Below are 18,294 nucleotides of genomic sequence, written 5' to 3'. Positions count from 1 at the left end.
CGTCACCGCCCGCCCAGCCAGGCGTCGAAGAACTGCAACCGCGCCGAGGCGTCGAAGGCCACCCCGTGCGTCGCCGGACCGACGCCGATCGCCTGGGACAGCTCGATGGTGGGAATCCACAGGCCCGCGTCGAGCACCTGCTCCTGGGCGGTGCCGATCAGCGCCGCCCGCGCGGCCGGGTCGGCGGTGCGCAGCTGCCCGTCCAAGGCCTCGTCGAGTGCCGGGATCGCCGCGCGCAGATTGAGGTTGCGCCCGGTGATTCCGAAGACGTTGCGCAGGATGTCGCCGTCGGCGCGGGTGGTGTTGTAGTACAGCGCGTCGTAGTCCTTGGCGTTCTGCCTGGCCGTGTACTCCGGCGTGGCGGCGGGTTCGAGACGCAACTCCACACCCACCCGGCGCAGTTGCTGCTGGCTCAACTCCAGCACCGCCTGGTTCCCGGCGAACGCGCCGCTGAACAGCACCGCGAACGACAGCCGCTGCCCGTCCTTGGCCCGGATACCGTCGCCACCGGGCACCCAGCCCGCCCGGTCCAGGATCTCGCCCGACCTCGCCGGATCGTGCGTCAGCCGCGCCGACAGGTCGCGGTACCCGGGGGTGGACGCGGCCAGCGGGCCGGTGGCGGCGTGGAACTGCGGGCCGAGCACGGTGTCGACCAGTTCGCGGCGGTCCAGCGCCGTCAGCAGGGCTCGGCGCACCGCGGGATCGCGCAGCGGGCCGCGGGACACGTTGGGCTGCAACCCGAACGGCACGCCGGGATTGGACGCGGTGAGCACCTGCCCGCCCGCCGCTTCGATCTGGGGCAGGTCCTGGGGCAGGGCGTCGCTCACCGCGTCCAGCTGTCCGGAGGCCAGACTGCCGGTGCGCACGCCCGATTCGGGCACCACGGTGAACTCGAGGCGATCCAGGTAGGCCTCGCCGCTGTGCCCGAACACCGCCGAACCCCAGTGGTACCCGGCGCGTTTGACCAGGGTGGCCGACTGGTCCTGCCGCCACTCGGCATAGGTGAACGGGCCGCTGCCCACCACGCCCGCGCAGCGTTGCTCGGCGGTCGCGGCGGTGCTCGCATCGGCCAGGATGCCCAGCTGGGTGGTCGAGGACGCCTGCAGGAACTGGGCATTCGGCCGCTGGAAGGTCACCCGCGCGGTCAGCCGGTCCACCACGGTGGTGCCGGTGTACTCGCTGAGGTAGCTCGCGCCCAGCGGGGACTTGACCGTGCCGAGCCGGGCGACCGCGTCGAAGGTGTTGCGCACCGACTCGGCGGTCAGCGGCGTGCCGTCACTGAAGGTGACGCCGTCGGCGAGGTGGAAGGTGAAGGTGGTGGCGTCCGGGCTCACCTCCCAGCTGCGGGCCAGCCACGGCCGCAGCTCGCCGGTGCGCGGATCCTGATCGGTGAGCGAATCGACCACCTGGCGGGTCACATACAACGTCTGGTTGGTACCCGACTGCGCCGGGTCCGCGCAGGTGGGCGCCTGGGACAGCCCGTAGCGCAGGGTGCCGCCCGGCTGCGGCGGGCCCGCGTCCGCGCCCGGTGCGGCCGTGCCACCGCCACACCCGGTCACGCCGACGGCGGCGGCGAGCGCTCCCGCGAGGGCGAGGATTCGGTGACGGCGACGGATCACGGTGCTACTCCAGTGCTTCGGATCTGCTTCGAATTCAAGGGACGTCACAGCATGCGAACGGCGCGGGCGGGCCGACAAGGGTAGGAATCAGGCTGAGCACAGCCCTGGCCGCACGGCGGCCGGGCGCGCATGATGGCCCGGTCGAGCCACTCCACCGCGACGCGCCGAGCGTTCGCCCGGCCGGGAAACCGCTGGTGCGGGCGGTTGCCGGGGTACCGTCAGCTCAGCTCGTGCCGTCGAGGAGGTCTGTGGTGTCCCTGTCGCGTCGTCTGTCCACCTGCTGTGCCGCCGCGATCGCCGCGGTGGCGTTGTCGTCCGGCGTGCCTGCCCACGCCGCACCGGCCGCCCCGGCGGCGGTCGAGAACCCGCTGCTGCGCGGGGCCGCCGCGCCGGGTGACCTGCTCGGCGCCTACCAGTCCGCGGTGGAGGTGCTGCGCGGCCTCGGCATCGACCCGTTCTTCTACCCGACCGCGGCCGCGTTCTGCGGTGACGGCCCGCTCGGGCTGCTGCCCGCCGCCGCGGGCGCGGTGCCGGGGCCCTGGCCGAAGACCGGCCTGAATCTGCCGGGGCTCGACCTGAGCGCGGTGAAATCCGGTCAGACCCTGTTCGCCTTCGTGCCCTACGGCATGGGCCCCGACAGCGGTGCGACCGCGGGCCTGCAGGTGGCCTGGTTGAACGTCAGCACCGGGCGTGCGGGCATGGCCGCGATGGGGCCGCTGGCCGACGTGATCGGCGCGATGATCCCGCCGGAGGTGCCCGCGCAGTGGCGCCCGATCGCCGAGCAGGCCCTGCGCAACCTGTTCGCGGCCGCGCTGCCCGTCGGCGGTATCCGGGCCGTGCCCGTCGACACCGGCAAGGGCACCGTGCTGGCCGCGGTGTTCGGCAGCGTGCGCAACGGCGACCGGGACTGCTTCTTCCTGCCGACCGTCGGCCTCACCACGGTCGGATAGCGGCGCGCGGGCTCAGCCGCGAACGCCCGTCAGCGCCCGCCCCTTCCAGCGCAGCCTGCCCCGTCGCCGCGCCCGGTGCGACCGCACGACCAGCACCTGGTAGGCGGCGACGGCCACCGGATGCGCGGCCGCGGCGAGCAGGTCGGCGGCCCGCGGCGCGGCCCCGGTCTCCACGCGGCGGGCCAGCAGACGGCTCACCACCGCCGCCGCGTACCCCACCGCCCCGACCCGGCGCACCCCGCCCCGGCCCAGCAGCGCGGCCGCCGGGGGGACCCAGAACGCCAGGGCCGCAGCGATTCCCACGGCCGCGGCGGCCGCCGGCGACCCGCCGTAGGCCGACCAGAGCCAGCGGGTGTATCCGGCCGCCAGTTCCGCGCCGCCCCGGTACATCCGTGTGCTCGCCAGCGCGCCCGCGGCCACCACGCGGGTGCGGTACCCCGCCCGGCGCAGCGTTCTGGCGAGGTCGAGGTCCTCGGTGGCACTGCCCGCCACCGCCGCGTGCCCGCCGATCGCGCCGTACGCGGCGGCGTCGAACGCGAGGAACTGACCGCACGCCACCGCGGTGCTCGGCCTGCGTGACCGGTTGCCCAGCACCACCGGCAGGGTCGCCGCCCACGACCAGCACAGCAGCGGCTGCACCAGCGCCTCCGCCGGAGTCCCGGCCCGCTGCCACGGCCACGGTGAGACCAATGCCGCGCCGCCGCGCCGCACCTGCGCCACCGCGGCCGCCACGGCCTCGGGCGCCAGCCGTACGTCGGCGTCGAGGAAGATCAGCGTCGCCGCGCCCCCGCCGGTGTCCTCGTCGGAATCGTCGACCGGGTCCCGCCCCGCCCGGTCCTGTGCCGCGACGGCGCGCGCCAGCGCCGCGCAGGCCGCGGCCTTGCCGGTCCAGCCCGGCGGGGGCGGGGTCGTCGACCGCAGCACCGTGATGCGGGGGTCGCCGCCGGCCGCGGCGCGGGCGACGGCGGCGGTGTCGTCGGTGGAGGCGTCGTCGAGGATCAGCACCCGCAGGCGCGGCACGCCCACCTGGGCGCGCAGGTCCGCGATCAACGCGGGCAGCCGGTCCGCCTCGTCGCGGGCGGGCACGCAGACCGTGACCGGTTCCAGCACCGGCACCCCGGGGGACAACCGCGGCATGGTCACGCGGTTGACCGTCGCCACCGCCGCACCGGCCAGCGCGAGGCCGGTGCCCAGCCGGACCACGGCCACCGCGCGCCGCCGGGTCAGCGGAACTGCTTGACCGACTGCCACCAGCGACGCCAGGAGAACTGGTGCTCGGGCACGGGCGGGGTGGGGTTGCGGTTCATGTACGCCATCGCCGCGACGATCGCCGCCACCGCGAGCGTGATACCGCCGACGATGCCCGCCCAGCCCGCGAACGAGCGGGTGTTCGGGTCCGCGTAGCCCACCTCGGCCCGCAAGGTGGACACCTCACCGGGCGGCAGCTTCCACGACACCGTGTTGTCGCCCTCGCGGGTGCCGTTGGTCTTGGCCACCCGGGAGGGGAACGCGATGGTGAACTGCACGTCCGAGCCGTGCGGCGGCACCGACTTGAGATCGACGCGGCCGTTGAGGCTCACCAGGTCGCCGGTGCGCTGGAACTGCAACTGCAGCATCCCCTGGGCCTGCTCGTTGAGCTGGCTCAACTGCTGCACGTCACCGAAGGACAGATCCTCGAAGAAGACCTTGCTGCCCACATAGCCGTCCTGGTTGTACGGCTCCACCCGCACCTTGGCCGCCAGCGAGTCCGGCGCCTTCAGCTGCGGGCCCTTGTCGTCGGGGGAGGCGGGCACGACGGCCGCCACGATCCGCCCGGACACCCGGTCGTTCGACGACACACCCATCGACACCTGCACCCGCAGGCACCCGGCCAGCATCGGCACCAACAACGCCGCCAGCAGGACGGCCGACGCTACTCGGACCCGGGTACGCCTGGGTGCCCCGGCACCGGGCGTAGTGGCTGCACTCGATCGCACGGCACACATCGTGCCAGGCGCGCGCCCTCCGGCGCCAAAGGGCAGGCGCCGACACGGCGGTTCGCCGCGCGGCTACCGACGCGGGCGGTCCGCCGTGGCGGTGCGACGGTCCCGGACGAGCAGGACGAGCAACGGAACACCGAGCACGCCCATCCCCAGGAAGCCGTACCCCGCCGAGGCGGGCAGGCCGAGGAAGGCGGCGTGCGCCAGCGTCGAGCCGAGCCAGGTCCAGCAGAACACCGCGACCGGCACGACCACGGTGGCCGGTTCGTCGCGCGGCTGCGAGGGTGCCGGCGCCGCGTGCTCCCAGACGGCCAGCAACGCGGCCATCACCGTGGCGACCACGAGCCAACCCAGGTAGTTGGTGAGCGGGATCTCGGGGACGCCGGGCAGGCCGGAATCGGTGTCGCACCACGTCCATTGACCGTCGGCCACCATCTGCGGGTCCAGGAACAGATCCCAGCCCACCGCGCCGATCGCCGTCAGCGCGATCCGCGCCGGTGTGCGCAGCCGCCCGGCGCGCGCGGTCAGCAGGCCCGCCACGATCCAGACCGGGTACACCCCGCCCGTCCAGGCCAGCGGCACCAGCACGGGCACACCCGCCAGGCCGGGACCGATCCGGTCCACGGCGTACTCGTAACAGCCGTAGGGCACACCGAGCGCCACACCGACGACCTCCGACAGCAGCCCGAGCCCGGACACGATCACCAGAAACCCGGCGGCGTACCGGAATCCGCGGGTCACCGCGGCGTGGGCGAGCGCGGTGCCCGCGGCCAACAGCACCACCAGGACCGTCACCCGGTCACGGGCGGGGCCCGCGGTGAGCGGGTAGGCGATCTGGGCGAGCACGAGCGCCACCGCGAGCACCAGCGGCAGGAACCGGGCGCGCGCCGCCGACCGGTTTCGGTCGCTCATCGGCGCAGGAAGGGAATCCGGGACCGGCGGCGGTCGGCCAGCACCAACCGCGCGGCGCTGCGTCCGCTCGCCCCGCTGACCCCGCCGCCCGGGTGCGTGGACGCGCCGGTGAGATACAGCCCGGGCGCGCCGGGCACCCGCTGACCGGACAGTTCCGGCAGCGGCCGCCACATCATCATCTGATCCAGTGCCATCTCCACGTGCATCACATTCCCGCCCCGCAAGCCGAGTTCCCGCTCCAGATCGACCGGCGTCTGCACGAACCGCCGCCGCACCGAGCCCGCGAAACCGGGGGCCACCGCCTCCACCTCGGCGATGATCCGGTCCGCCTCCCGCTCGGCGTGCCCGGCCCAGTCGCTGCCGTCGGCCAGCCGGTAGGGATGCCACTGCGCCCACAGCGAGAGCTGATGTTCCCCGGCCGGGGCGATGCCGGGATCCAGCGCGCTGAAACTCATCGCCAGCACCACCGGCCGCGGCGGCAACTCACCGGCCAGCGCCGCGCCGTGCGCGCGGTACAGCTGCGCGCGCTCGGTGACCAGCAGCTGCAATCCGCGCGCCGACTCGGCCGCGCTCGCCCCGGGATAGGAGGGCAGTGCGTCGGTGGCCACCCGGACCACCATTCCGATGCCGGGGCCGACCCGGATGCGGGCGCGCCACTCGGCCAGCACCGCCCGATCGAAACCACCCGCTTCCAGCAGGTCCAGTGTGGTCAGCACGTGCGCGCCCGCGATCACCGCCGTGGCGTCGAGTTCCCGGCCCGCCGCGGTGCGCACCCGCCAGCGCTCGCCGACCCGGCGCAGCGCGGTCACCGCCTCGCCCGTGCTGACCGTCGCGCCGTCCGCGCGCAACCGGGCGACCAACGCCTCGGTGAGCGCGCCGCTGCCGCCGACCGCCCGCCCGGGCGGCAGCGTGTGCATGAGCGCGGCGAACCCCACCATCGGCGCGGTACCCGGCTCCGACATCGGCGGTCCCGACTGCGCGCCGAACCAGGCCAGTGCCGCCTTCAGCCGCTCGTCCCGGAACCAGCTGTCCAGCAAGGCATCACCGGATTGCAGGAACTCGCGCGAGAGCGCGCTGCCACCGGCCCCGGTGTCCAGCCCCCAGAACGAGCGCAGCAGGTGCGGCGGGCGGGGCGGTGCGCCGAACGCGCGCATGACCCGGGCGCTGCGCGGCCCCCACACGCCGACGAAGCGGCGGTAGGCGTCGGCGTCGGCGGACCCGCAGGCCCGCTCGATCGAGGCGCAGGTGGCGTCGAGGTCGCGGTGGAAGACCAGCGGTGGCGCGCCGGGCGCGAAACCCCACGGGTCACAGTCGAGGTAGCGCAGGCCGAAGCGTTCGAGCTCGAGCTCCTCGACGATGCCGGTGTGCCGGATCATCAGGTGCGCCGAGGAACCGCGATCGACCCGGTGCCCCGGGAACCGCGCCACCGTGGACACCGCGCCGCCGAGCACCTCGTCGCGTTCGAGCACGTGCACCGGATGCCCGGCCCTGGCCAGATAGCAGGCGGCGATCAACGCGTTGTGGCCGGAGCCGACCACCACCACCGTCACAGCGGCAACCGCCGTCCCAGGATCGCGAAGGGCCGGGTGTCCCCGGCGAAGACGAAGTCACGGATCACATCGGTGAAGCCGGCCCGGCGGTACAGCCGCCAGGCCCGGTTCTCCTCCCGCGCCACCTCGGGGGTCGACAGCAGCACCGCCCGCTCGTCGCGGTGTTCGAGCAGCCGGTGCAGCAGCGTGCCCCCGATGCCGAGCCCCTGTGCGCTGGGATGCACGTGCAACTCGGTGAGTTCGAAGTAGTCGGCGAGCAGTTCGCGGGCCGAATGCTCCGGCCAGCCGCAGCGGCGCATGCCCGCGTGCACCTGCTGGTGCCACCACTGGTGCGGGGCGCCGCGGTAGCCGTAGGCGATGGCCAGCAGCGGCGCGGTGCGGACATCGACGTGGCCGTCGTCGGGCAGCATCGCCGCGACCGCCTGCCAGCCCGCGCGGGTGGTGTGCTCGGTCCACATGGGCGCGCGGTGGTTCTCGGTGCCGCGCGGATACTCCATGGCGGCCACGTACACCGACAGCGCGTCGTGCAGCCGGTAGCGCAGCTCGGCGACCGAGAGGTCGACGACGGCGGGGGCGGGGGTGTGATGTGGCGTGACGGCGGTCATGGCTCTCGTCGGTGCCGCGCGAGCGCGGAAAGTTGTCGGTGGTCGTCTCTATATTCAAGCGCAGTTGCCGCCACGGTACGGAAGGGGACGGCTCATGAGTTGGTACGCATCGCCGAGTCGCTACGCAGCACCGGGCGGGCCCGGCAAGGCGGGCATGCTGCTCGAGAAGGCCGACGGCCTGCTCATGGCGGCGGCGGGGGAGCGCGATCCACGCGAGCGGTTCCGCACCGCGTATCTGGCCGCCCTGCGCGGCGCGGGCGCGGTGCTCGCGCACACCGGCGCCGACGCGGCGCCGCGGGCGCGCTCCCGCAACGCGTGGGTGCTGTTGCAGCGCGCCGCGCCGGAGTTCGTGATGTGGGCCGACTATTTCTCCGCGCGCTCGGAACTGCGCGCCGCGCTCGAGGCCGGACTCGACCGTGATGTGGACGACACCGAGGCCGACGAGTTCGCTTCGCGGGTGGGCGCATTCCTGCACGACGTGGAGGATCTGCTGCGCTCGGCGGCCCGGCTGCGGCCCGCGCCGGGCAGGAGTGCGTAGCGGCTCGGCGACAGTTTCGTTCCGCTGCCCCCATTAGGTGGTACGGCCCTGATCGAACTCGTATCATTGGGGGCAGATAGCCGCCAAGGTCGGCTATCTGTCGCCTACCCGGAGGCGACAGCCACGCCTAGTGCCGGGGGAGGTACCGTGCCACTCTCCGAGCACGAGCAGCGCATGCTCGAACAGATCGAGAGCGCGCTCTATGCTGAGGATCCGAAGTTCGCCTCGTCCGTCCGTGGCGGACGTCTCCGCTCGACCTCGAGTCGCCGCAGACTCCAGGCCGCCGCTCTATTCGTCCTCGGTCTGTTTCTGCTGGTCGCGGGCATCGCCGGTCCCAAGCCCGGCGGGTTCCCCATCATCAGTCTGATCGGGTTCATCGTGATGTTCGGCGCCGGCGTGCTGCTGCTGACCGGCGGGTCGAAGGGCGGCGCCGCCCGCGGTGGGCACGCGGACCTGCCCACCGGCCCCGGTGCGTCCGGTGGTCGCGGCGGCGGTCGTCCGCGCAAGTCGGGCGGCTTCTCCGAACGCATGGAGGACAGGTTCCGCCGGCGCTTCGAACAGGAGTAGCGGCCCCGACCACGCGCTCGGGCCCCGCGCCCCCGGTACATCGTGACAACGACAGGCGGCGTCCACCCGCACGGGTGTGGCGTCGCCTTCTCGCGCGTCTGGAGAGTGTCTGGACGGTGTCTGCCTCGGCGCGCCGGAAGCGTGCGCGACACGCCGAGAACGTGGGCACTTCTTACCGTCCGGTAGTCCCCGCGGGCCGTCGCGCCCGATCCCCCCACAACGCCCCACGCGTTCGCCCCACTTCGCCCCCCGGCACGGGCCGCACCCCGGGCTAGCTGGGGAGTTTGCTGGCAGTTTCCGGAGACCCGCCGCGTGTAGGCGGGACATGCACAAAGTTCCCCACCCCGGTGATAGCTGGGATGACCTGCGGAATCGTCGCCGCGGGGAGCCAGATCACCCGTTGTTTCGATTGAAAGTGGGGGAAAGTGGGGTAATGTGGAGCCCGCACTACAGGAGAGGCCATGCAGGCGCGGTGATCCGGTAGGGAGGTAGCGAGGTGTTTCTCGGTACCTACACACCGCGGCTGGATGACAAGGGGCGACTCACGTTGCCTGCGAAGTTTCGAGACGATCTGGCGGGAGGGTTGATGGTCACGAAGGGTCAGGACCACAGCCTTGCCGTGTACCCCAAGGAGGAGTTCACCGCGCTCGCCCGGCGAGCCGCGGCCGCGTCTCGCAGCAATCCGCAGGCTCGGGCGTTCGTCCGAGCGCTGGCGGCCGGCACCGACGAGCAGCGGCCGGACGCGCAAGGGCGGATCACGTTGTCGGCGGACCACCGTCGCTACGCCAACCTGTCACGGGATTGCGTGGTGATCGGCTCGGTCGACTTCCTCGAGATCTGGGACAAGCAGGCGTGGGAGTCCTACCTCGCCGAGCACGAGGAGGATTACGCGCAAGCGAGAGACGAGTCGCTGGGCGGGATCTTCTAGACCGGGCGAGCGAGTGCCGCGCGGTCTCTGCCCGGACGCGGACCCTGGCGTACTTCCCCGACGCCAGGTGCCGGTTCGGACAGGGACCACGGGGCATTCGCCTCCGGTGCGAACGACAGATCATTCCCCGGCATCCGAAAACCCGAGTGGAACAAGGCGACCCGTGTACGCCGGCCCGCGGCCGCACCACCGGGCGCCCGTACCCGTACAGACGACGCGAGGCAGGATCCGGGAGGTCGAGGTGAACCGTGAACAGCACGGCGCCCGCCATGTCCCGGTCCTGCTCGAGCGGGCCGACGAACTGCTCGGCCCGGCGCTCACCGAACCGGGCGCGGTCTACGTCGACGCCACGCTGGGCCTGGGCGGACACGCCGAGCACTTCCTGACCCGGTACCCCGGACTACGGCTGGTCGGCCTCGACCGCGACACCGAGGCGCTGCGGCTGGCCGGGGAGCGGCTGGCGCCCTTCGCCGAGCGAATCACCTTGGTGCACACCCGATACGACGGCATCGCCGATGCCCTCGGGCAGGCGGGCCTGCCGCCCACCGGCTCGGTGAGCGCGATCCTGATGGATCTCGGGGTGTCCTCGATGCAACTGGACGAGGCCGAGCGCGGTTTCGCCTACTCGGTGGACGCGCCGCTGGACATGCGGATGGACCCGACCTCGGGCATCACCGCCGCCGACGTCCTCAACACCTACAGCCACGGCGATCTCGCGCGGGTGCTGAAGAACTACGGCGAGGAACGCTTCGCGGGCAAGATCGCCTCCGAGGTGATCCGCCGCCGTGCGCACAAACCGTTCGAGACCAGCGGCGAGCTCGTCGAGCTGCTGTACGCGACCATCCCGGCCGCGGCGCGGCGCACCGGCGGCCACCCGGCCAAGCGCACCTTCCAGGCGTTGCGGGTGGAGGTGAACGGCGAGCTCGACTCGCTGCGAGCCGCGCTGCCCGCCGCGCTGGACGCGCTGCGGGTGGGCGGCCGGATCGTGGTCATGTCGTACCAGTCGCTCGAGGACCGGGTCGTCAAGCAGGAACTCGCGGCCCGCACGACCTCGCGCACACCGGTGGACCTGCCGGTCGAATTGCCCGGCATGGGACCGGAATTCCGGTTGCTCACCCGCGGCGCCGAAAAGGCCGGCGAGCGGGAGATCGCGGAGAACCCGCGCGCGGCGCCGGTGCGGATGCGCGCGGCCGAACGGATCGAGGCGGCCTCGTGAACGGGGAGCCCGGCACGTCGACGGGGTGGGGATGTTCATTCGGAGCAGAGGAGGCGACGACACCATGAGTATTCGGACGCGTACGGTCCCTTCGCCAGGTCGCGTCGCCCGCCGGGTGCAGGCCGCCGAACGGGTGAAGTCCGGTGCGGCACAGCGCGCGTACGCCAAGCGGCGGATGCGGGCCGAGCAGCTGGCCGACACGCCGAAGCTGCCGAAGACCTCCTCGGCGATGGCCGGGCGGATCCCGTTCGTCGCCGCGATCATCGCGTTGCTCGGCTGCGGTCTGGCGCTGACGCTGCTGCTGACCACCCGCGCCGCCGAGGACAGCTACCAGCTCAGCGACGCCAGGCAGCTCAATCGCAAGCTCACCGAGGAGCGGGCCGCGTTGCAGCGCGAGGTCGAAGCCGCCGACTCGGCGCCCGAACTCGCCGCGCGCGCACGGGAACTCGGCATGATTCCGGCCAAGGATCCGGCCCGGCTGGTGATCGCGCCCGACGGCACGGTGACCGTGATCGGCGACCCGACGCCCGCGCAGGGCGCCCCGGCGCCGCCGCTGAACACCACGCCCGCCGACCCGTCCCGCCCGGGTGCGCCGCAGGGTGAGCGGGTGGTGCCGGTGACGGCCGTCGCCACCCCGCAGCATCCGGCCGCGCCGGGCACCCCTTCGCAGCCCGCGGTCCCCGCCCCGGCGCCCGCGCCGTTGCCGCCGGTCGCCGCGCCGCCGTCCCCGGTGCCCGGCGCCCCGGCGCCGCAGGGCGAACCGCTGCCGGAGGGTGCCGTGCCGCTCGACCCCGCCGATCAGGCTCCGCAGCAGATCGCACCGCCCGCGCCGGAAGCGGTACCGGCACCCGCGCCCGAGGTGACTCCGCCCGCCCCGGCGGGTATCGCGGGCTCCGGACCGGAAGGGCTCGCGGCGCCCGCGCCGGACGCGGTGCCCGCGCCCACCCCGACGAACGCCGCCGCCCCGGTGCCGCCCGGCGGCATCGCCGCGGCCCCCGCCCCCGCGGCGATCGATCCCGCGCAGGCGCCGCCCGTGCCGGAGGGAGGCATCCGATGACGCAGGCCAGGCCCGCACCGCCCCGGCGGCGCGGGCCGTCCGCCCCCGGCCCCGCCGGGGCGCGGGCCGCCGCGGCCGATCAGCCGTTGCGGCTGCGCCTCGGCGTGGGCCGCATCGTCATGCTGGTCGCGCTCGCCGTGGTCGCGCTCCAATTGCTGTGGGTGCAGAGCATTTCCGCGCCCGGCCTGTCCGCGCAGGCGGCCAGCCAGCGCACCACCCGGCTCGTCGACGAGGCCACCCGCGGCCCGATCACCGACCGCAACGGCAAGTCGCTGGCGTTCACCGTCTCGGCCAAGGCACTCACGTTCCAGCCGGTGCAGGTGCGCAAGAACCTGGCCGAGGCGCGGGAGAAGAACGACAAGGCGCCCGATCCCGAGCAGCGGCTGCGCGACATCGCCGCGACCATCCACGACAAGCTCGGCGCGCAGGCGCCGAAGGAGTCCGAACTGCTGGACAAGCTGACCAGCGACGAACCGTTCGTCTACCTGGCCCGCAGCGTCGATCCCCGGATCGCCACCGAGATCACCGTGCAGTTCCCCGAGGTCGGCGCCGAGCGCCAGGACATGCGGGAGTACCCGGGCGGGTCGCTGGCCGCCAACATCATCGGCGCCACCGGCTGGGACGGGCACGGCCTGATCGGGCTGGAGTCCTCGTTGGACTCGGTGCTCGCGGGCACCGACGGCTCGCACACCTACGACCGCGGCTCCGACGGCGCCGTCATCCCCGGCAGCTGGCGCGACAAGCAGCCCGCGGTGGACGGCAACGGGGTGGAGCTGACCCTGGACTCGGATCTGCAGTACTACGTGCAGCAACAGGTGCAACAGGCCCGCGAGCTGTCCGGCGCCGAGGGCGCCTCGGCGGTGGTGCTCGACGCCAAGACCGGCCAGGTGCTCGCGATGGCCAACGACAACACCTTCAACCCCGCGCTCGGCCCGCAGAGCTGGGGCTCGGCCAACACGAACAACCCTTCGGTGAGCGATCCGTTCGAGCCGGGCTCGGTGAACAAGATCGTCACCGCGGCCGCCGCCATCGAGTACGGCCTGACCAACCCCGACGAGGTGCACCAGGTGCCGGGCTCGATCCGGATGGCCGGCGTCACGGTCAGCGACGCCTGGGGACACGACGTCGCGCCCTACACCACCACCGGCATCTTCGGTAAATCGTCCAACGTCGGCACACTGATGCTGGCCCAACGCATCGGCGAGGACCGCTTCGCGGACATGCTGCACCGTTTCGGCCTCGGCCAGCGCACCGGGGTCGGCCTGCCCGGCGAGACCGCCGGACAGGTGCCCGCGCGCGACCAGTGGTCCGGCGGCACCTTCGCCAACCTGCCCATCGGGCAGGGCCTTTCGATGTCGACGTTGCAGATGACCGGCATGTACCAGGCCATCGCCAACGACGGCGTGCGCATCCCGCCGCGCATCGTCAAGGCCACCGTCGCCCCGGACGGCACCCGCACCGAGGAACCGCAGCCCGAGGGCGTGCGGGTGGTGAGCGAGCAGACCGCGCGGACGCTGCGCACCATGTTCCAGTCGGTGGTACAGCGCGACCCGATGGACGCCGACCAGAACGGCACCGGTGCGCCCGCCGCCGTGGAGGGCTACCAGATCGCCGGCAAGACCGGCACCGCCCAGAAGATCGACCCGCGCTGCAAGTGCTATTCGTCGTCGAGCTACTGGATCACCTTCGCGGGTATGGCGCCGGCCGACGACCCCCGCTACGTCATCGGCTTGATGCTGGACAACCCGGTGCGCAGCTCCGACGGTTCCGGCGGCCAGTCGGCGGCGCCGCTGTTCCACAACATCGCCTCCTGGGCGCTGCAGCGCGACCGCATCCCGCCCTCGACCGAGCCGGCCAGAAAGTTCGTGTTGCAGGCCGGTGCGTAGTTTCGGACGTTCGAACAGGGGTGCTCAGCAGGGCTCGCGCGGGCGCGCGGGAGTGCTTGGCCGAGGCGCGTTGCCCGGGCGTGCGCGCGCGTCGGTAACCTGACTCGTCGCCACCCTCGCGTGTCCGCAGAATTCGCCCCACCAGAGAGGAGCAAGGTGCCCCAGCAGTCCAGCCAGCCCGTGCTGCGGCCGGTCGACCCGCCGTCGACGCCGCTGACCACCGTGCTGGAGCTGACCGGCGCCCACGCGGCCGCGCCGGTGCCCGCCGACGTCGTGGTCACCGGCATCGAACAGCGTTCCGGCGCGGTGCAGCCCGGCGACCTGTTCGCGGCCCTGCCCGGCGCGCACGCGCACGGCGCCCGCTTCGCCCACGACGCGGTCGCGCGCGGCGCGGTCGCGGTGTTCACCGATGCCGAGGGCGCGCGCGTGCTCGACGGGCTCACGGTCCCGGTGCTGGTGCGCGAACGCCCGCGCGAGGTGCTCGGCGAGCTGTCGGCCGCTGTGTACGGCCAGCCCTCCCAGCGCCTGCGCCTGATCGGGATCACCGGCACCTCCGGCAAGACCACCACCTCTTATCTGGTGGAGGCCGGGCTGGCCGCCGCGGGCCTGTCGACCGCGCTGATCGGCACCATCGAGACCAGGATCGGCGGCAGGCGGGTGCCCAGCGCCCTGACCACCCCCGAGGCGCCGCAGCTGCACGCGATGTTCGCGCTGATGGTCGAGCAGGGCGTGCAGGCGGTGGTGATGGAGGTCTCCAGCCACGCGCTCGCGCTCGGCCGCGTCGACGGCGTGCGCTTCGACGTGGGTGCCTTCACCAACCTCTCCCAGGATCACCTGGATTTCCACGCCGATCTCGAGGACTACTTCGCCGCCAAGCGCAGGCTCTTCGAGCCGCAGTCGCCGGTCGCCGCGCGCACCGCGGTGGTCTGCGTGGACGACGCGTGGGGCAGGCGGCTGGCCGAGGGGCTGGCCGCGCCGATCACCGTGTCCACCACCGGTGAGGCCGACTGGCGGGTCGCGGGCGGGGTCGCCACGGTGGGGGCCGAACAGGAATTCACCGCCGCGGGGCCCGCCGGCGAGCTGGGCGTGCGGTTGCGGCTGCCCGGCCGCTACAACGTCGCCAACGCGCTGCTGGCCGTCGCGGTCTGCGCGGCCGCGGGCGCCGATCCGGCCGTCGCCGCGCCCGCGCTGGCCACCGTGGACGTGCCGGGGCGGATGCAGCGGGTGGAGCGCGGGCAGGACTTCCTGGCGGTGGTGGACTACGCCCACAAACCCGCCGCGCTGGAATCGGTCATCGCCACGCTGCGCGAGCACCTGGCCGCCGCCGATCCCGAACATCCGGGCAGGCTGGCCGTGGTGGTCGGCGCGGGCGGTGACCGCGACGCGGGCAAGCGCGCGCTGATGGGCGCGGCCGGTGCCCGCGGTGCGGACCTGCTCGTCATCACCGACGACAACCCGCGCACCGAGGATCCGGCGACGATCCGCGCCGCGCTGCGCGCCGGGGCACTCGAGGTGCCCGCGGAGGTGCGCGGCGAGGTGCGCGAGATCGGCGACCGCGCCGCCGCGATCGAGGCCGCGGTGGCGTGGGCGCGCCGCGGCGACGCGGTGCTGGTGGCGGGCAAGGGCCACGAGACCGGCCAGGAGATCGCGGGGGTCAAGCACCCGTTCGACGACCGGGAGGTTCTCGCCGCGGCGCTGGCCGGCAAGGCGGGCGCGGAGGCGCGCACATGAACGAACGTGTGGCACAACCTGTTCACAGTGGGTGCCGAACGAACGGGCACCGAAAGAACGGGCACCGAACGAACGGGCACGGAAGAAGCGGGCACGGACGATGCCCCGGAGACGACCGTCCGTCGCGGACGGACGCGGAGGACTTGACGGTTTCATGATCGAGATGACACTGCGGGAGATCGCGGACGTCGTCGGCGGCACGCTGCACGACGCTCCCGACCCGGAGGTGCGAGTGACCGGTACGGCCGAATTCGATTCGCGCCGCATCGGTTCGGGGGATCTGTTCCTCGCCCTGCCCGGTGAACGGGCCGACGGGCACGACTACGCCGCCGCGGCGGTGGCCGCCGGTGCGGCCGCGGTGCTGGCGGCGCGACCGGTGGGCGTGCCCGCGGTGGTGGTCGAACCACGGCGGGGCAGTGTGCCGGCCACGTCGATGGCGCTGGCGCACGACGCCGACGGCTCCGGCGCCGCGGTGCTCGCCGCGCTGGCCGCGTTGGCCCGCGCCAGCGTCGAAAGGCTCAGCGCCGCCGGTGGTCTCACCGTCGTCGGGGTGACCGGCTCGTCCGGCAAGACCTCCACCAAGGATCTGCTCGCCGCCGTGCTCGCGCCGCTCGGCCCGGTCGTCGCACCGCCCGGCTCGTTCAACAACGAGCTCGGCCACCCCTGGACGGCGCTGCGCGCCACCGCCGACACCCGCTTCCTGGTGCTGGAGATGTCCGCCCGCGGTGTCGGGCACATCGCCGCGCTGGCCGAGGTCGCGCCACCGCGCATCGGCGTGGTGCTCAACGTCGGCACCGCCCACCTCGGCGAGTTCGGCAGCCGCGAGGCCATCGCCCGCGCCAAGGGCGAACTGGTCGAAGCGCTGCCCGCCGACGGGCTCGCGATCCTCAACGCCGACGACCCGAACGTGGCGGCCATGGCCGCGCGCACGGCCGCGCGGGTGGTCCGCGTCGGTCTGTCCGGCGACGCCGACTACCGCGCGAGCGAGGTCCGCCTCGACGAGCAGGCACGTGCCACCTTCACCCTGCACACCCCCGCGGGCAGCACCGAGATCCGGCTCGGCGTGCACGGCGAACACCAGGTCGGCAACGCGCTCGCCGCCGCCGCGGTGGCGAGCGAATGCGGCGCCGATCTCGCCACCGTCGCCGCGGCGTTGTCCGGCGCCCGCGCGGTGTCCGAACGCCGGATGGACGTGCGGACCACCGCCGACGGCGTCACCGTGGTCAACGACTCCTACAACGCCAACCCCGACTCGGTGCGGGCCGCGCTCAAGGCGCTGGTCACCATGTCCCGGGCGGGCGAGCGGCCGCGGCGCAGCTGGGCGGTGCTCGGCGAGATGGCCGAGCTGGGCGAGGAGTCGGTGCTCGAACACGACGGGATCGGCAGGCTCGCGGTGCGTCTGGACGTCGACCGGCTGGTCGTCGTCGGCACCGGCCGCCCCTCCCGGGCGATGCACCAGGGCGCGGTCATGGAAGGCTCGTGGGGCGAGGAGTCGGTGCTGGTGCCCGACATCGACGCCGCCGTCGCGTTGCTCGACCGGGAGGTCGAGCCGGGTGACGTGGTGTTGGTGAAGGCATCGAAGTCGGTGGGCCTGTGGGAGGTCGCCGAGCATCTGACCCGCCGGGCGGGCAGCGACACGGAGGCGGCGCAGTGAGACAGATCCTATTCGCGGCGGCGATCGCGCTGACGGTGTCGATCCTGTTGACCCCGGCGCTGATCAAGTTCTTCGCCAAACAGGGCTTCGGGCAGGAGATCCGGGTCGACGGGCCGGCCAGCCACCAGTCCAAGCGCGGCACGCCGACCATGGGCGGCGTGGCCATCCTCATCGGCATGTGGGCCGGTTACCTGGGCTCGCACCTGATCGGCATCGCCTACGACGCCGAGGGGCCCTCGGCGTCGGCGCTGCTGGTGCTCGGTCTGGCGACCGCGTTGGGCGCGGTCGGCTTCATCGACGACTTCATCAAGATCCGCAAGGGCCGCAACCTCGGCCTGACCGCCGCGGGCAAGTACCTCGGGCAGCTGACCGCCGCCATCGTCTTCGGCGTGCTGGCGCTGCAGTTCCGCGGCGAGAACGGGCTCACCCCGGCCAGCAGGCACCTGTCCTACGTCCGCGACATCACCACGGTCTCGATGGGGGTGATCGTCTTCCTGGCCTTCGTCAGCCTGGTGGTGGTCGCCTGGTCGAACGCGGTGAACCTCACCGACGGGCTGGACGGCCTGGCCGCCGGCTCGATGAGCCTGGTGCTGGGCGGCTACGTCATCATCACCTTCTGGCAGTACTACCACGCGTGCGCCACCAAGCCGGAGACCGGCTGCTACAACGTGCGTGACCCGCTGGACCTGGCGCTGGTGTGCGCGGCGGGCACCGCGGCCTGCATCGGCTTCCTGTGGTGGAACGCGGCGCCGGCGAAGATCTTCATGGGCGATACCGGGTCGCTGGCGCTGGGCGGCCTGCTGGCCGGGTTGTCCATCACCACCCGCACCGAGCTGCTGATGGTGGTGATCGGCGCGCTGTTCGTCGCCGAGGCCGCCTCGGTGGTGTTGCAGGTGGCGGTGTTCCGCACCACGCGCAACCGGTTGTTCAAGATGGCGCCGTTCCATCATCACTTCGAACTCAGCAAATGGGCGGAGACGACCGTCATCATCCGGTTCTGGTTGTTGGCCGCGATGGCCTCGGCCTTCGGTCTCGGCCTGTTCTACAGCGAATATCTCTCCGCGGTCGGGTGATCAGGATGGTCGAACATTCTCCGCGGGCC

The 18,294-nt window shown here is 73.2% G+C and carries 16 protein-coding genes; 10 read left to right on the top strand and 6 right to left on the bottom strand.

Features of this window, described 5'->3' with window-relative positions; all coding sequences use genetic code 11:
- Positions 1-2: 2 nt before the first annotated feature.
- On the bottom strand, positions 3-1,619 hold the full coding sequence (locus tag AMO33_RS11575) for an ABC transporter substrate-binding protein (protein WP_060592544.1): 1,617 nt from the start codon (positions 1,617-1,619) through the stop codon (positions 3-5).
- Positions 1,620-1,870: 251 nt separating this feature from the next.
- Between AMO33_RS11575 and AMO33_RS11570 the strand changes: the two genes are divergently transcribed.
- Positions 1,871-2,569: a hypothetical protein gene (locus tag AMO33_RS11570; protein ID WP_041560814.1), complete on the top strand. Its 699-nt coding sequence runs from the start codon at positions 1,871-1,873 to the stop codon at positions 2,567-2,569.
- Between the two features lie 12 nt (positions 2,570-2,581).
- Here the strand turns inward: AMO33_RS11570 and AMO33_RS11565 are convergent, their stop codons facing one another.
- From AMO33_RS11565 to AMO33_RS11545, 5 genes are all read right to left on the bottom strand, one after another.
- Positions 2,582-3,796, bottom strand: a complete 1,215-nt coding sequence (locus AMO33_RS11565) for a glycosyltransferase (RefSeq protein ID WP_060593440.1) — start codon at positions 3,794-3,796, stop codon at positions 2,582-2,584.
- Positions 3,793-4,554 carry an LppM family (lipo)protein gene (locus tag AMO33_RS11560; RefSeq protein ID WP_011208282.1) on the bottom strand — a complete coding sequence of 254 codons (762 nt, stop codon included), beginning with the start codon at positions 4,552-4,554 and terminating at the stop codon, positions 3,793-3,795. Before AMO33_RS11560 ends, AMO33_RS11565 begins: the two co-directional genes overlap by 4 nt.
- Positions 4,555-4,617: 63 nt before the next feature.
- Complete coding sequence (locus AMO33_RS11555; RefSeq protein WP_060592541.1) at positions 4,618-5,460, bottom strand: carotenoid biosynthesis protein; 843 nt, start codon at positions 5,458-5,460, stop codon at positions 4,618-4,620.
- Complete coding sequence (locus AMO33_RS11550; RefSeq protein WP_060592539.1) at positions 5,457-7,010, bottom strand: phytoene desaturase family protein; 1,554 nt, start codon at positions 7,008-7,010, stop codon at positions 5,457-5,459. Before AMO33_RS11550 ends, AMO33_RS11555 begins: the two co-directional genes overlap by 4 nt.
- Positions 7,007-7,615, bottom strand: a complete 609-nt coding sequence (locus AMO33_RS11545; protein ID WP_060592538.1) for a GNAT family N-acetyltransferase — start codon at positions 7,613-7,615, stop codon at positions 7,007-7,009. The genes AMO33_RS11550 and AMO33_RS11545 overlap by 4 nt, the downstream gene beginning before the upstream one ends.
- Before the next feature lie 154 nt (positions 7,616-7,769).
- Between AMO33_RS11545 and AMO33_RS11540 the strand changes: the two genes are divergently transcribed.
- From AMO33_RS11540 to mraY, 9 genes are all read left to right on the top strand, one after another.
- Positions 7,770-8,153, top strand: coding sequence for an SAV_6107 family HEPN domain-containing protein (locus AMO33_RS11540; protein ID WP_060592536.1), 384 nt, complete (start codon positions 7,770-7,772; stop codon positions 8,151-8,153).
- Positions 8,154-8,300: 147 nt separating this feature from the next.
- The gene (locus AMO33_RS11535) at positions 8,301-8,720 is read left to right on the top strand and encodes a DUF3040 domain-containing protein (RefSeq protein ID WP_011208287.1); all 420 of its coding nucleotides are present in this window, start codon (positions 8,301-8,303) and stop codon (positions 8,718-8,720) included.
- A gap of 496 nt (positions 8,721-9,216) precedes the next feature.
- Complete coding sequence (mraZ, locus tag AMO33_RS11530; RefSeq protein WP_011208288.1) at positions 9,217-9,648, top strand: division/cell wall cluster transcriptional repressor MraZ; 432 nt, start codon at positions 9,217-9,219, stop codon at positions 9,646-9,648.
- 241 nt (positions 9,649-9,889) lie between these two features.
- Positions 9,890-10,864 (top strand): 16S rRNA (cytosine(1402)-N(4))-methyltransferase RsmH, encoded by a 975-nt coding sequence (gene rsmH / locus AMO33_RS11525; RefSeq protein WP_060593439.1) that lies wholly within the window; start codon positions 9,890-9,892, stop codon positions 10,862-10,864.
- Between the two features lie 64 nt (positions 10,865-10,928).
- Positions 10,929-11,921 (top strand): hypothetical protein, encoded by a 993-nt coding sequence (locus tag AMO33_RS11520; RefSeq protein WP_174520484.1) that lies wholly within the window; start codon positions 10,929-10,931, stop codon positions 11,919-11,921.
- Positions 11,918-13,807 (top strand): peptidoglycan D,D-transpeptidase FtsI family protein, encoded by a 1,890-nt coding sequence (locus AMO33_RS11515; protein WP_082668644.1) that lies wholly within the window; start codon positions 11,918-11,920, stop codon positions 13,805-13,807. Before AMO33_RS11520 ends, AMO33_RS11515 begins: the two co-directional genes overlap by 4 nt.
- A 156-nt stretch (positions 13,808-13,963) precedes the next feature.
- A complete protein-coding gene (locus AMO33_RS11510; RefSeq protein ID WP_060592535.1) occupies positions 13,964-15,538 on the top strand; it encodes a UDP-N-acetylmuramoyl-L-alanyl-D-glutamate--2,6-diaminopimelate ligase in 1,575 nt (524 codons plus the stop codon).
- Positions 15,539-15,692: 154 nt separating this feature from the next.
- On the top strand, positions 15,693-17,192 hold the full coding sequence (locus tag AMO33_RS11505) for a UDP-N-acetylmuramoyl-tripeptide--D-alanyl-D-alanine ligase (RefSeq protein WP_060592532.1): 1,500 nt from the start codon (positions 15,693-15,695) through the stop codon (positions 17,190-17,192).
- Positions 17,189-18,265, top strand: coding sequence for a phospho-N-acetylmuramoyl-pentapeptide-transferase (mraY, locus tag AMO33_RS11500; RefSeq protein ID WP_011208294.1), 1,077 nt, complete (start codon positions 17,189-17,191; stop codon positions 18,263-18,265). Before AMO33_RS11505 ends, mraY begins: the two co-directional genes overlap by 4 nt.
- Positions 18,266-18,294: the final 29 nt, after the last annotated feature.

Origin of the sequence: Nocardia farcinica (genome assembly GCF_001182745.1) — a bacterium.
Taxonomy (GTDB): domain Bacteria; phylum Actinomycetota; class Actinomycetes; order Mycobacteriales; family Mycobacteriaceae; genus Nocardia; species Nocardia farcinica.
The sequence above is the reverse complement of the archived record's forward strand: the minus strand, read 5'-3'. Positions and strand labels throughout refer to the sequence as shown.

Coding starts and splice junctions, on each gene's coding strand:
- AMO33_RS11560 (WP_011208282.1), bottom strand. CDS start 4,554: ATGTGTGCCGTGCGATCGAGTGCAGCCACTACGCCCGGTGCCGGGGCA.
- AMO33_RS11505 (WP_060592532.1), top strand. CDS start 15,693: ATGATCGAGATGACACTGCGGGAGATCGCGGACGTCGTCGGCGGCACG.
- AMO33_RS11555 (WP_060592541.1), bottom strand. CDS start 5,460: ATGAGCGACCGAAACCGGTCGGCGGCGCGCGCCCGGTTCCTGCCGCTG.
- AMO33_RS11540 (WP_060592536.1), top strand. CDS start 7,770: ATGCTGCTCGAGAAGGCCGACGGCCTGCTCATGGCGGCGGCGGGGGAG.
- AMO33_RS11520 (WP_174520484.1), top strand. CDS start 10,929: ATGAGTATTCGGACGCGTACGGTCCCTTCGCCAGGTCGCGTCGCCCGC.
- AMO33_RS11545 (WP_060592538.1), bottom strand. CDS start 7,615: ATGACCGCCGTCACGCCACATCACACCCCCGCCCCCGCCGTCGTCGAC.
- AMO33_RS11515 (WP_082668644.1), top strand. CDS start 11,918: ATGACGCAGGCCAGGCCCGCACCGCCCCGGCGGCGCGGGCCGTCCGCC.